We start from the raw sequence: 13,735 nt of genomic DNA, 5'->3' as shown, positions 1-13,735 counted from the left end.
TCTTCTGTTGCCGGATGATAATCCCGTCTAATAATCATGAGATTTTCTATCTGTGTTCTGCCAAAAAAGCTGCAACAGTTTGGTTAAATGTCTCTGGTTGTGTCAAAAACGGCCAGTGATTGCCAGGAACTTGGCAGATGCGTAGTTTTTTGAGATAGGTTTTGTAGGGCTGGATTTGCCAATCTTGGCGATTTAGACCTTGTTCTGGTTGAATAAAGAGGGCTTGGATATCAAGGGGGATTGTAAAACCAGGCACTTGCATAACTGCTTCAAAAATCTCGTCGCGGGCGGCGATGGTAAATTTGCTACCCCAACTACCATCGGGTTTTTGTTCTATTCCTGCTTGAAAAACTTGCTCCTGCAAGGAACTCCATCCTTGATATTGCTTTAACTGCCGTGCTTGTTGTTCGGCTTCTTCATGACTGGTAAAGGGGCCCATACTTTTGAGAAAAGGTAAGAAGCGATACAACATCGGAAAAGTTAGTCTGAGAAGGCTGGGCATTTTCCAGATGAAAATGGGATCGACGAGAATTATACTCCGCAAACGCTTTCGGTTTTGTCTTGCCCAAATAGCGGCTAATTTACCTGTCCACGAATGACTTACAATCTGGGCAGATGTCCATCCTAAATGATCCATGAGTGCTTCAAGGTCTGCGATCGCACTTTCAAAAGTATAATCTCTCTCAGGCTTAGTACTTTCGCCATGTCCGCGCATATCTGGTGCGACGATGTGGTAGTCTGCCGCTAGGTAATCTCCTAAGCTAGACCACACTAAAGCATGGTCGCCTAAACCATGTAAAAGCAGTAAGGGTTCTTGACCTTGGTTCCACTCTAAGTAAGAAAGTTGGATATCAGGCTTTGATAAAGTTTGACGTACAGGCATCATTGCACATCCACCAATGAAGAGATAGTTTCGCGTTTATATAGTACTGCGAAACAAGCTGGAGGGCAGGGAAGAATGAGTCTATGCGATGCGCTACACCATACGACTGGGCGAGACTCAAATAATGTCACTATTGCCGATATTATCCGATTGTATGCACGCCAAACAGACGACCTAGAACTGTTACACCGCGCCGTAAAAGTTGAGGCTTTACCCATAGATTGGCGAGACTATTTTCAGCAGCAAATCAAAAAGCTTAATAAATGAATTCCATGAATGTTAAAATTCCTTAGAAAACGTTCTAATTGTTTTATAAACAGTCTCAACTTTTTTCATAAGTCAAATTACCTGGGTGCGATCGCGCATTTGGAGTCAGAGTAGTTAAATCGTCTATATTGCGTTTCATTGTGGCGCAAATCGCATCTAGAGGTAAGTCGTTAGGATCATAACCAAAGGGGTTTTCTATCTCCAAGCCGATTGCTTCAATACCAAATACTGTAAAACCAACTAAAGCTGAAATTAAACCTGTCCACCAACCCAGAGTTGCCACTATTTGAAAGGGTAGTAGTAAACAATATAGTAACAATAATTGCTTCAGATGAATGGCATAGGCTAATGGCATAGGTGTTTTTAAAATCCGTTCACAAGCACCTAAATTATCTACAAGATTGTTTAATAATTCTTGCATAGATGTTAGCTGGTAGCTGTTAAGACATTTGCGATGATATTGCTCTTGTAAATAATCTCCTATCCAAAAGGCAACCTCTATAGGAGGATTATTCATAATCTTCAATTTGATATATTTACTAGACGGCATTAAATCTTCTAACTCGCTATTGACTTCTTCTCCTCGTAAATGTAATTTAGTTGTCACAGCAAAAGCTACCAATAAATTTAATGCTGTAATTTTATTGTTTTTATCTTCTGGAGCTATTTCTTCAATAGATACCCAAATTTGCCGGGCCAGATTTCGGATATTATTTACTAGAGAACCCCAACATTTTCTCCCTTCCCAAAATCGCTCATAAGCAGTATTGGTACGAAATACCAGTAATAATCCTAAAACAATACTAGGAATAACACTTCCTAAAATCGGTTGGGATACAGGCAGTTCAAAATGGTAAAGAAGAGAAATCAAAAATCCGAAAGCTCCGCAGAATAAAATATGTTTGTAGATTGCTTTCATGACCGAACCTTTAAATTGCAATGTTGTACGTAGCCATGTAATTTTTTTGGTTGTCATGCAGTCACCCCAAGAGAATATTTAGCGAATCGATATATTAAATATCGATACTTTAAAAATAATAACTATATAAATAGCAAAATTGGCAAACAAGATAATTTAAAAACTAATCTTGCTAAAAAACATGATACATTTGCGATAATGATTGTATTTTAGCTTCTGTTATACAATATTGAGTCCAGTTAAATACCAATTATTAGGACTAATGCAAATAGTTTTTTGTCAGCGATTAAGCGACCATTATATAAAAATCAACAGTGCTTGTGGCTATTTGTAAAGAAATGTAAATATTTATCGGTGGCTGTATAAATTCCGCGCTTCACTCAGATAAGTCGATAGAAGAAAAGGTAGATGGCTATCGATAATGGTCATACTGCATTAGTCGGTGTTATGTACCCCAGTAAACCAAAAGTTCTAATCTGTACAAATCCTGCCCTGTAAATTGAATGTTTAGACATAACTAATTTAGTTATGTCTTTTTTTTGTGGTTAGTCTCAAAACGTTGAATTTCAATTAAATAACCACTGGGATCGCGTAAAAAACAGTGGTAAATATTGTACTTTTCATTTAGTGTAGGTGGCTTTTCAAATTTGACACCACGTTCTTTGAGATATTCAAACCACTCATCCACCTGCGGCGTTACTAGAGTAAAAATGACACTTGATTGCTTGTCGGCTGGAGGAGTCGATGTTTCGCTTGCTTGACAAAATCCCAAGTATCCAGAACCACTAACAGTATAAATTCGACAGGTTCCTTGGTCAAGCCATAACTCTAATCCCAGCATTTGCTCGTAGAATTCTGTAGAGGCATTGAGATTATGGGTGTAAAAGAAGGTAATTTGCTGTTCTATTTGCGGATGAGTAGACATAAATACATTTGAGTATATACCCCAACGACATCAGGCGATCGCAGATGTAAAAATTAATTGATGTTAGAAACCTGTTACTACTCCAGAATGCCTTAAGTGCATCTGGAGTTTCTTTTTGAAAAAGCCATGTCTACGATGGTCACTGAGCCAAGTTGTAACCCTCCGGGGAAGCAAGCTACGCGGAGCGTCTGTCTGCGACACGCTGCGCGAACGTAGAGAAGTGCGGGCTGCACCTACGCAATTTTTCAAATCATCCTGATAAGCCAAAACACGGCTGAATAGGGATGCATACTGAATTATTTATATTTAACATAGGGCATCACTCTGTTGATGTACCCCCTCCTACCAAACAACTCTCGCAAAGCAGCCTCAGATTTACTGGGGCTGTTTTGCGTTACTTCAATAGGACTTACGCAAAATTTCATCTTTCAAACTCTCATTTCTCTGTGTCGCGCCAGTTGCTACAAGTCGGGGAACCCGACGACAGTCGCCTCAAGTCGGGAAACCCGCCCACGGCGCTGTCTCCCCAACGCACTGGCTTCTCTGCGCCTCTGCGGTTCCTTATTCCGTAACTCGTGCGTAAGCCCTATTTAAACAGAAAATTTGTGTAAACAAAGCAGTTAATCTCCATACATTCTTTACTGTATTTGAGTGTATACCCTGATGACATAGGATACTCTCACGGTGAAAATTTGGTATAGGTAAATGCGTATCTTTCCTGACTCCAGATTTGTCACAAACATTTCTGGAGTTTTTTCATTATTAGAATTTAAAATTACCTATCTAGTCTAGACTCCAGTATTAATATACCATCAACTTACTCATAATAGTGAGTGTTTACAAGCAAAGCAAAATAGTTAAGCGATCGCACTTATCATCTTGATTAAATCAAGGTGCGATCGCACTGAATATAAATGGTTATTTTGTTGTATATGTCACAAAAATATCTTTTTTCATCTCAACTTCTGCCGGAGCATCGGGATTATAATTCGGTGATAATAAAAAACTAGCAAATGATGGTAAAGGAACTCCAGTTTTAGAACTACATGAGGGATAAAATAATGTGTAAAATGGTTCAGCTACAGAAGGAACATCAAGTTTAACACTCATAGCAGTTGCTAAAGCCTGAGCGCGGCTTTGAGCATCTTTCATAGCTGATTGATAAACTGAACTCTGTAAAGCCTGACAGTCATTTACTGCGTACTCAACGCCCACACTCTTAACGGAAATATTGTCAAGTTGGCTTGTCGCTTTATTCGCTGTAGCAACAATTTCCTGGACGCGATCGCGTGTTGGTTTTTCCAACCTCACCAATATCTTGGCGTTATTTTCGCTGGAATTCGGGTTAATTTGTACTTGAATTTTATCAGCACTAATTCCTTTGGCAACTAGGCTATTAACTACAGGCTGGAGAGTTGCTTTAGTTAGTGATTTTTTGCTTGGTGAAGATTCTGCTACTGTTTTGTAATCCCAGTCTTGTTGTTCCAACAAAGAGGGACTGCCGTTCGCCCTTGGCGTGCCGGAGGCATACCCGGAGGGTGAGGATATGCGGCGAGTTTGCGGTAGAGATGATGGTTGCGTTTCTGACTCACCATTGCTACTTCCGCTACTGAATACCAGTTCAATATCGGCTGTATCTGCTGGCACTTTCACTACCCCTTGACCGATTACCATTAATGAATGGCGATCGCTTGCTGGTGGATAAAATAATTGGGCATTAGTAACTTTGGGTGTTAATACTCCCACGCCGACAGTTACAGTAATACTTGCCAACATTAGAGCAGTTATTTTTCTCATGTCCTGGGAATGTCCTTTGAATCTAATTGTCAAAGTTTACACCTCAAGAGTAGGATACTTACAAAAATATTGAGCTAACCCCACGACTAAACACCGTTAGATTAGCTCAAAAATTAAAAATTCACTGCGAGCTATTAACCAAACCAGTGAGAGGCTTCACAAGCTGGCTGAACTATTTCACAAACACGATCGTTAATCCAATCTGACTTTTCTTGAACGATTAAACAAATGCCTTGGTGAATCAAATTCTGTAGGTGGAGTTGCTGCTCTAAGGGTTTACGAGGCAATTTGTAATAGGCCAAGCTTCCTTGTTCAGCCTCCGCTAGGGAAATATGTCCCTCAGACATAGCGCCGTCAAAAGAGGGAAGACGGGTGAGGACGAAAACAATTAGCTCTTGGCGTAAGTCAGGAATCGCAAAGGCTTTTTGATATGGATGGTATGGATATGTATCCAAAACGCTTTCAATCTCTCCTACTACTGATTGCTGTGTTAAATTAACTAGCGTTTTCATAATTTTTAAACTCCTTTTTTAATTCCAGTCAATGATTGGTGGAGAAAACAAATTTTTTAGATGAAAATCAGTTAAAAGTAATTCAACTGATAGATGCAATAAACCCTGTAGCTAGCCTTTTATCTTGGTTTAATATCAGACATTTGGCTTTGCTTATTTTAGTTAAAGTTTATACTGATTCACAGCATGACTTATTAAAACAGCATCCAATATGCTGGTAGGTTAGCGACATTTTATATTTATAATCCTAATTGTTTCAAATTTTTGCCAAAAAGGCAGAAATCTACATAAAACGCAGCATCAAGGCTAGGGGATCAAAATTAACGGCAATAAAAATCTTGAATTAGGAACAAGTTTTTAATGAAGTTAAGCTTTGTTGGTAATTTATATCACATTTTATTTTTACTGTGAGATGTACTGTTTCATCTAAAAAACTTATCTGTTGCACATTGCTTTAGTAAGTCAGACAAATAGCGACTCACGAGAGCGCAAAATCAGTCTAGCGACTGATGAAATGATCGGACAAAAACGTTGAAAAAGTTCACATTGTCTAAAGGTAGATGACGCAACTGATGATTAATTTCATCCGCCGCCGCTAATCCAGAAAGCATCGCACCTTCTGCAAGATTGCCGCCACACCAATCACCACAGCAAACTAAAGGTAAGGGAGTTTCGGCAGACAAAAAAGCCTCGTGCCAAGGACGGCTAGGAAAGGCATAACGCCAACGATGTACTTGCATCCATTCGGGAGTATTCAGCCAAGGAAGGGACAGAGATTCGGCTGCTCGTTGCAACATTAGCTTTCCAACAGGTTCTAAATCCTGGGATTCTAGATGACGTTGGGCAAAATCAGCGCTACTTTGGACTACAAAATGTGGCTGCTGAGGATTAGGACGCTTGCTACTGTCCAAACCAATCCATGCTAAATCAGCATCATCTACAAAAGTTAGAGCTTTCCACTCAGGGAGTGGTTGGGATGTGAGAGGATATCCAGCGATCGCACTAATGGAAGGATAAAATTCTACAGAACGCAAGTTATCAAGAAAGGCTGTATCTAATACACTTTCACCTAAAGGTTCTAACAGCATCACCGCTTGGGGTGCAGGAATAGCGATGACTATAGCTTTTGCAGTTAATTCTTCGTTGCTAGATTCAACAGTGATACGCCAACTATTTTCGGGAGTTGGGGTAATAGCAATGACACGCTGATTCAGTAATATTTCTAAACCTGGAGCGAGGGATTTAGCGATCGCACTCATTCCCCCAGGTGCAACATATCGCGGACTGCGGTTTTTCGGTTCAGATAAAGGAGCGCCTGCTGTGAGTTCGTAAACTTCCTCTGTCCAAACTTCGAGGATATGGCGCGATCGCAATATCTCCACAAAACGTCTAAATAATTCACCCTTTGGCTTCAGGTAACAAGCCCCATGATCGGCCCAAGTTCCATGCAAGCGGCGTGTAGCTAATCTTCCTCCCAAACCACGGGACTTGTCCACCACTATCACAGAATATCCAGCTTGACTTAATTGCTGGGCGCAGACTAAACCGGCCATTCCGGCACCAATCACTGCAATATCTGTCATGAGTCCATAGTCCTTTGTTATTTGTCCTTAGTCATTATTTATCAAATGACCAAGGACAAATAACAAAGGACAAAATAGCTAATAGTAGAATAAGGTACAGAAAGCTGCACGGAAGGGAGGAAGGGAAATTGGATGAAATGAGGGCGGCGCTAGAGTTAGCGACCGAAGAAGAATTGCAAGATTTAACGGCAATTTTATTTAGTCGTAAGTTCAATCCCCTAGACTATGTACACACACCCGAACCCATCGAAGTGCAAAGCCAAGACCGTAAAGCTTGGTTAGATGCACTAGAGGGACGCTTTCGCTTTTTGGCGGCAGATGGGATGACGGTATTACGCGGACGCACAGGCCAGGTAACTTACCGACAAGCCTTAGTTCAAGTATGTAAGTATCTAAAAATTCCCTATTCTCATCAGCTGCCAACTATTGATTTAGAAGCAGAAGTATTTTTGCATCTGCTAGGACAGGTATGGAAAAAATTACCTGAACAGGAAAAGCAAAAATTGACTCTCAGAGTGCAGCGTCACCTTGTGCAATCAGAACTAAAAGAACCGCTACCACTTTTATTACAACCTGACCCCTTGGGGTTGCTTTTCAAAGGCGGTGGTGCGATCGCGGTTACTTCACTTCTCCAGCCAATGGTACTTAAGCAAATTGCCCGTCAATTTGCCATCCACTTTGCTACTTATGAAGTAGCAAAACAAGCGGCGATTACAGGTACAGAAGCTGCTGCAACGCAATTTCAAAGCTATGTAGCTATGCAAATGGCGCAACGGGGTATGACGGTGAGTGCAGCTCGTTATGGGGCAGCTCGCACGATGTTTGCCGTGATTGGGCCAATGATGTGGACTTGGTTTTTTGCAGATTTAGGATGGAGAGCGATCGCCACTAACTATGGTCGGATCATTCCTACTATTTTTGCATTAGCTCAAATTCGCCTCACTCGTGAGGAATGTTGGGAGCCAGCTTGAACAAGGTTTCTGATTATTTCAAGTCTCGCTGGCGATCTGCTTGGAACTACTCTCTATGGGCATTGTTAATCTTCCCATTGAGTCCATTGTTGGGGGCTGTGACTATTGGTTTTGTCTCATTAATAACTTGGCTGAAACAATCCCACAAAATTAATCGCCGCCCCCTCAACTGGGGATTTGCCCTTTTGAGTCTGTTGCTAATCGTAAGTGCTGGATTTGCCGATGACAAAACAGCAGCTTTCCTTGGCTTATTTAATTTATTACCATTCTTTTTACTTTTTGTTGCCCATAGCGCCCTAATTCAAACATTTGTCCAATTGCGCCAAATGGCTTGGGTTTTTGCGATCGGTTCCATGCCAGTGATAATTCTTGGTTTGGGACAGTTATTTTTAGGCTGGAGTTTGAAATTTGAGATTTTGTGGGTTGTGTTGAATTGGACGATCGCACCAGGAGGAAATCCGCCAGGTCGCATAGCCTCACTTTTCTTGCACGCTAACACCTTTGCCGCTTATCTAACAATAGTTTTTATCCTTAGCTTAGGGTTGTGGCTAGAACAATGGCGATTGTATCGAGGATTGGGTATTAGGAAGAATTCACTCCCCTTTATTTTCTTAACCATTGTGGTGATTACAAACTTCATTACCTTGATTTTCACTAACTCACGCAATGGCTGGACGATCGCTATTTTTGCCTGTTTAGCTTATGCACTCTACCAAGGCTGGCGCATTCTTGTGGGTGGGGTCGCTGCGATCGTCTCTAGCGTGCTTTTGGCAGCTTTTGCTCCGTCGCCAGTCGCTCAATTTTTTCGCCAGTACGTTCCTGCCTTCTTTTGGGCAAGGTTAAATGACGATATGTATCCAGATAGACCAGTCGCTTTAATGCGAAAAACTCAATGGGAGTTTGCCTGGTCTTTAGCCAAAGAACATCCTTGGACTGGTTGGGGATTACGCAGTTTTAGTGGACTCTACAAAGCGCAGACGCAGATTCCCTTGGGTCATCCCCATAACTTGTTTTTGATGTTATCTGCTGAAACTGGTTTTCCTAGTACTTTTTTATTTTGTGCCCTACTTGGTTGGATTTTGATTACAGGTATCCAATTACTACGCAAGGCAAAATATATAAAAACAGAAGATAGATTGATATATTTTAGTTATCTTCTGGCCTTTGTGGGGTGGGTTCTATTGAATACAGTAGATGTAACCCTCTTCGATTTCCGTTTCAATGTAATTTCATGGTTAGTTTTAGCTGCCATTTGTGGAGTATTACATCGTTATAACGAACAAGACAGGTTTACATCTGGTTCAAATTAGTTAGGAAATGATAAACAGCAACTTACAATACTATTTGTTTATTTTCAGTGTATGCACTGGGGACATTTAGATTTTGAAGTTAATAAGATTACTATATTCACGTCTGTGAGTGTGACTAATACCTAATTAGTCACTGTTGCTGATTGTTGGGAAGGTGTAGGGACAACCCTTTAGGGTTTTCCTGCATGACGGGCATCTCTTGTAGATGCCCTTTTGTATATGTATAATTATTGATACTCTTTTAGGACTAGCCCGTTTTAAATATCGTTTTGAGTCTTGAAAGATAAACCAAACGGTAAATGCTTATTCTTTACATTTATTTTTAATCAAGGTTGCGCTCAACAGTAATTTAGATGTGATTAATTTATTTTCAAACCCTATTGCATTCCTACCAATGTAAATTAGGTTAATGAGGTTTTTTATGTCTTAATAAAAATCCAAATAGTGATGAAGTGTAAATTATTGGTAGTTATCTTTGCCGTGTTAGAAATAGCTAACTAATTTGTACAAGTGTTTGTTTAATTCTTGCTTTCATACTTTTGATCGTTTGTAACACACCAGATTACAGTAATGAAATTACGAAAAAATATACTCAAAATCCTAAATCTTGATCTAATGATAAATGACTCGTCATACAAATAACTTTCTCTAACCGAAGCAAATTACGGCAACCCCTATGGTGTAAGCTCTCGGTAAAATGGGTATGTCGGTAACGAAAAAAAAGACGCATCCATAACCTACCTTATGCTCACAACAGCTAACTTTCTTCAGTACACCCAATGGTCAGGTATCGCTACCTTGGTATTCGCTGCCTTAACAGTTTTGGCTTTTATTCTCAAATGGGGCATCCGCTTTCGGCTAGTGGGTACGACTGGCTTTATGCTGGTGCTGACAGGTGGTTTATTTGCACTGTCGATAGTCCCTTTGAGTCGGGCTGTGATTCCAGGAGCAACGAAGTACACTTTAGTTTATGACAATGGCTCAACACAAGCGGTTATTACTACATCACCTCAAATTACACCCACACAACTAGAAGCAACTTTACGTCAAGCAGCTAGTAATCTTTTTTCTTATGGTCGTTCAGGTACACGGGAAGACGACAAGTTGACTGTTCGTGCCCGCACCATTATTCACCCGGAACCAGGGGTTTCTGTACCAGTTTACTTAGGCGAGGCCAAGCGATCGCTCGTTTCTCATCAAAATTCCCCAGTCACAGTGGAAATTTACACAGATAAATTCGCCCAATTGCCAAAACCTAACGCTTAAGGGAATGGGGAATGGGGAATGGGGAAGAGTTTTCCAATGCCCAATGCCCCATTCCCAATGCTTGTTATCAGAATGACATAATTTATTTTGTATTTACCGATACATTAATAGTTATTATTAGATTAAGATATTCACACTTTCGTGATTTTACTGTGGAAAAAGATCGATCAGCGTGCGGGTAATGGATACTGACAGTTGTGATTTGTCGGTTGTTATTCTAATTGCCACTATTGACATTTTTAGAATTTTTTGCAGCCAAAAGGAACGGCGTGGGAGCGGACATCGATCTGTAAACCCTTACGCATCTATCCATAGCTGAAATGACCATCGACAGACGATTCAGTTCTCAATCACTTTTCTTGAGAATCTGAGAGTGGTAATGTTAATTAATTATACGGTTATTCAAAACTTTGATAGTTCGGAATTTCAGGCTAATGGACATCACAGATTCAAGCAACGTCGTTAAATGGCTTAACCAGTTAGCGATTAGATCGGTTAAAACCTAGTTGAGTCAGATGCAAGTCTGTAGCAATTTGGCAACAAGTATCTTTGCTTGCAAGTCTATTAGATTAAGAAATATCAAGGTTTTGGCAAACTAGATTATATGTCTAATCAACTTTCTACTCAACCTTCTTTGTCTACTCAAACCTCTAGCTCATTATTTACGCTCACAGTTGCCCCGGCAAAAGTCATCCGTGGTTCTGGGGTATTGCAAGCAGCCGCAGCAGAGATCGCCTGTTTGGGAAGTCGTCCCTTAATTGTGGCAGGTGAATCGACTCTCGCTATCAGCCGAAAGAATTTGCAACCAGTTTTAGAAACGCAACAGTTACATCCTGTTCAAGCTTCTTATGGTGCAGATTGCTGCGAAGCTAGCCTGAAATCTTTACAGAAGAAGGCAAAAGAACATAAAGCTGATGTGATTATTGGTGTTGGTGGCGGCAAAGCCTTAGATACAGCAAAATTACTCGCGCAGCAGTTACAGTTGCCAGTGGTGACAATTCCGACATCAGGGGCTACCTGTGCAGCTTGGAGTGCCTTGTCGAATGTTTATTCGGAAAATGGGGCATTTCTCTACGATGTGGGGCTGTCTCGTTGTCCCGATTTACTGATACTCGATTATGACTTGATTCAAACTGCACCACAACGGACTTTAGTAGCTGGAATTGGTGATGCGATCGCTAAGTGGTATGAAGCCTCTGTTAGCAGTGGGCATTTGCAAGACACTTTAATTATTGCTGCGGTGCAACAAGCAAGAGTTTTGCGAGATATCCTCTTGCAAAAGTCAGCCGCCGCCTTGAAGGAACCAGGTAGCGAAGTTTGGCGAGAAGTCGTAGACGCAAGTGTTTTATTAGCTGGGGTAGTTGGAGGACTTGGAGGGGCCCAGTGTCGCACAGTTGCTGCCCATGCCGTGCATAATGGTTTAACTCATATTTCAGGACATGGCAGTATTCATGGCGAAAAGGTTGCTTTTGGAATTTTGGTGCAACTGCGTTTAGAAGAAATGCTACAAGGCAATCAACTAGCAGCATCAGCACGACAACAGTTGTTAAAGTTCTACACAGAAATTGGACTACCCCAAAAATTAAGTGATTTGGGATTGGGCAATATTACATTAGGTGAGTTACAAACAGCCGCCGAAATTGCTCTAGTTCCTAATTCTGACATCCATCGACTACCGTTTAAAGTCGCGCCAGAACAGTTGATGGCAGCAATGGTTTCCACCACTGCACCTATAGATAGTAAAGACATGAATCGAGTTTCGCCCAAGGGAATCAGTGACGAGGTTGAAGAATGAGTTTAAATTGGATTGTCCCAGCAGAACGCATACAAAAACTACCACCTTATGTATTTGCCCGTTTAGATGAACTAAAAGCGAAAGCACGGGAACAAGGGTTAGATTTAATTGATTTGGGTATGGGAAACCCCGACGGTGCAACACCAGCACCAGTTGTAGAAGCGGCGATCGCAGCCTTGAAAGATCCCGCCAATCACGGTTATCCGCCCTTTGAAGGCACTGCTAGTTTTCGTCGTGCCATCACCAATTGGTATCATCGCCGTTATGGTGTGGTTCTCGATCCTGATAGCGAAGCTTTGCCATTGCTGGGTTCTAAAGAAGGATTAACCCATTTAGCGATCGCCTACGTTAACCCTGGTGATTTAGTTTTGGTTCCTTCCCCAGCTTATCCTGCACATTTTCGCGGCCCGGCGATCGCAGGCGGCAAAATCCACAGTTTGATTCTTAAACCAGAGAATGACTGGTTAATCGATTTAGCTGCCATTCCTGATGAGGTTGCAAGACAAGCTAAAATTCTCTATTTCAACTATCCCAGTAATCCCACTGCTGCCACAGCCCCCCGCGAATTCTTTGAAGAAATCGTCGCTTTTGCCCGCAAATATGAAATTTTGCTGGTGCATGATTTATGTTACGCCGAGTTAGCTTTTGATGGTTATCAACCCACTAGCTTGCTAGAAATTCCCGGCGCGAAAGATATTGGTGTAGAATTCCACACCTTATCTAAAACCTATAATATGGCTGGTTGGCGGGTTGGGTTTGTGGTGGGGAACCGCCATGTAATTCAAGGTTTACGGACACTAAAAACTAACTTGGATTACGGTATTTTTTCCGCCTTGCAAAAAGCAGCTGAAACAGCTTTGCAGTTGCCAGATGTCTATTTGCACGAAGTACAACAACGCTACCGTACCCGCCGTGATTTTCTTATTGACGGGTTAGGAGAGTTGGGTTGGGATATCCCCAGAACTAAGGCGACAATGTATCTTTGGGTGAAGTGTCCCGTTGGTATGGGTTCCACAGATTTTGCCTTGAACGTGTTGCAACAAACTGGCGTTGTTCTGACTCCAGGTAATGCCTTTGGGGTTGCGGGTGAGGGTTATGTAAGGATCAGTTTGATTGCCGACTGCGATCGCTTGGGTGAAGCTTTACATCGTTTCAAGCAAGCTGGCATCCGCTATCAACCTGAAGCTGTAGTCTCAGCTTCAGGTTGATAGCATTTCTTCTCGAAATTTAATTCATGCAAACCCCTGCTACCACTATTCCTCATTTAATTGCTGCTGGCTTTTATGCTCTTTGCGATCCACTCATAATTAGTGTACTGGAACTGCTACGACAGCAAGAATTATGTGTATGTGATTTGTGCAAAGCCTTGGGGGTAAATCAGTCGAAACTATCTTTTCACCTGAAAACCCTCAAGGAAACTGCTTTAGTTCACTCCCGTCAGGAAGGACGATGGATTTATTAAAGGTTGAATTTGCCCCAATTTAGCCTTTTAGAGGCATATTTGTCA

General features: G+C 41.4%; 12 protein-coding genes and 1 pseudogene. 7 read left to right on the top strand and 6 right to left on the bottom strand.

Annotated features, from left to right (window positions below; all coding sequences use genetic code 11):
• Positions 1-46: 46 nt before the first annotated feature.
• The gene (locus NPUN_RS25810) at positions 47-883 is read right to left on the bottom strand and encodes an alpha/beta fold hydrolase (protein ID WP_041565629.1); all 837 of its coding nucleotides are present in this window, start codon (positions 881-883) and stop codon (positions 47-49) included.
• A 75-nt stretch (positions 884-958) separates the two neighbouring features.
• On the opposite strand from NPUN_RS25810, the gene NPUN_RS25805 reads away from it, so the two are divergent.
• Positions 959-1,150, top strand: a complete 192-nt coding sequence (locus NPUN_RS25805) for a 3-alpha domain-containing protein (protein ID WP_052304651.1) — start codon at positions 959-961, stop codon at positions 1,148-1,150.
• 55 nt (positions 1,151-1,205) lie between these two features.
• On the opposite strand, the gene NPUN_RS25800 is transcribed toward NPUN_RS25805, so the two are convergent.
• The 5 genes from NPUN_RS25800 to NPUN_RS25775 all read right to left on the bottom strand — a co-directional run bounded on the left by NPUN_RS25800 (position 1,206) and on the right by NPUN_RS25775 (position 6,886).
• Entirely contained in the window at positions 1,206-2,126 is a 921-nt protein-coding gene (locus tag NPUN_RS25800) for a bestrophin family protein (protein WP_012411391.1), read from the bottom strand.
• Between the two features lie 469 nt (positions 2,127-2,595).
• Positions 2,596-2,994: a VOC family protein gene (locus NPUN_RS25795; RefSeq protein WP_012411390.1), complete on the bottom strand. Its 399-nt coding sequence runs from the start codon at positions 2,992-2,994 to the stop codon at positions 2,596-2,598.
• Positions 2,995-3,912: 918 nt separating this feature from the next.
• Positions 3,913-4,791: an SIMPL domain-containing protein gene (locus NPUN_RS25790; protein ID WP_012411389.1), complete on the bottom strand. Its 879-nt coding sequence runs from the start codon at positions 4,789-4,791 to the stop codon at positions 3,913-3,915.
• A gap of 134 nt (positions 4,792-4,925) precedes the next feature.
• A complete protein-coding gene (locus NPUN_RS25785) occupies positions 4,926-5,303 on the bottom strand; it encodes a hypothetical protein (RefSeq protein WP_012411388.1) in 378 nt (125 codons plus the stop codon).
• A 494-nt stretch (positions 5,304-5,797) separates the two neighbouring features.
• Positions 5,798-6,886 carry an NAD(P)/FAD-dependent oxidoreductase gene (locus NPUN_RS25775; RefSeq protein WP_012411387.1) on the bottom strand — a complete coding sequence of 363 codons (1,089 nt, stop codon included), beginning with the start codon at positions 6,884-6,886 and terminating at the stop codon, positions 5,798-5,800.
• 128 nt (positions 6,887-7,014) lie between these two features.
• Between NPUN_RS25775 and NPUN_RS25770 the strand changes: the two genes are divergently transcribed.
• From NPUN_RS25770 to NPUN_RS25745, 6 genes and pseudogenes are all read left to right on the top strand, one after another.
• Positions 7,015-7,857 carry a YaaW family protein gene (locus NPUN_RS25770; RefSeq protein WP_041565625.1) on the top strand — a complete coding sequence of 281 codons (843 nt, stop codon included), beginning with the start codon at positions 7,015-7,017 and terminating at the stop codon, positions 7,855-7,857.
• Positions 7,839-9,167 (top strand): O-antigen ligase family protein, encoded by a 1,329-nt coding sequence (locus NPUN_RS25765; RefSeq protein ID WP_012411385.1) that lies wholly within the window; start codon positions 7,839-7,841, stop codon positions 9,165-9,167. The genes NPUN_RS25770 and NPUN_RS25765 overlap by 19 nt, the downstream gene beginning before the upstream one ends.
• Before the next feature lie 744 nt (positions 9,168-9,911).
• The gene (locus NPUN_RS25760; protein WP_012411384.1) at positions 9,912-10,433 is read left to right on the top strand and encodes a Ycf51 family protein; all 522 of its coding nucleotides are present in this window, start codon (positions 9,912-9,914) and stop codon (positions 10,431-10,433) included.
• Between the two features lie 604 nt (positions 10,434-11,037).
• Positions 11,038-12,228 (top strand): iron-containing alcohol dehydrogenase family protein, encoded by a 1,191-nt coding sequence (locus NPUN_RS25755; protein WP_012411383.1) that lies wholly within the window; start codon positions 11,038-11,040, stop codon positions 12,226-12,228.
• Positions 12,225-13,436 (top strand): aspartate aminotransferase, encoded by a 1,212-nt coding sequence (locus tag NPUN_RS25750; RefSeq protein ID WP_012411382.1) that lies wholly within the window; start codon positions 12,225-12,227, stop codon positions 13,434-13,436. The genes NPUN_RS25755 and NPUN_RS25750 overlap by 4 nt, the downstream gene beginning before the upstream one ends.
• A gap of 26 nt (positions 13,437-13,462) precedes the next feature.
• A pseudogene (locus tag NPUN_RS25745) lies at positions 13,463-13,687 on the top strand (ArsR/SmtB family transcription factor); the annotation flags it as partial.
• Positions 13,688-13,735 lie beyond the last annotated feature (48 nt).

It is taken from the genome of Nostoc punctiforme PCC 73102 (genome assembly GCF_000020025.1).
Taxonomy (GTDB): Bacteria; Cyanobacteriota; Cyanobacteriia; order Cyanobacteriales; family Nostocaceae; genus Nostoc; species Nostoc punctiforme.
The sequence above is the reverse complement of the archived record's forward strand: the minus strand, read 5'-3'. Positions and strand labels throughout refer to the sequence as shown.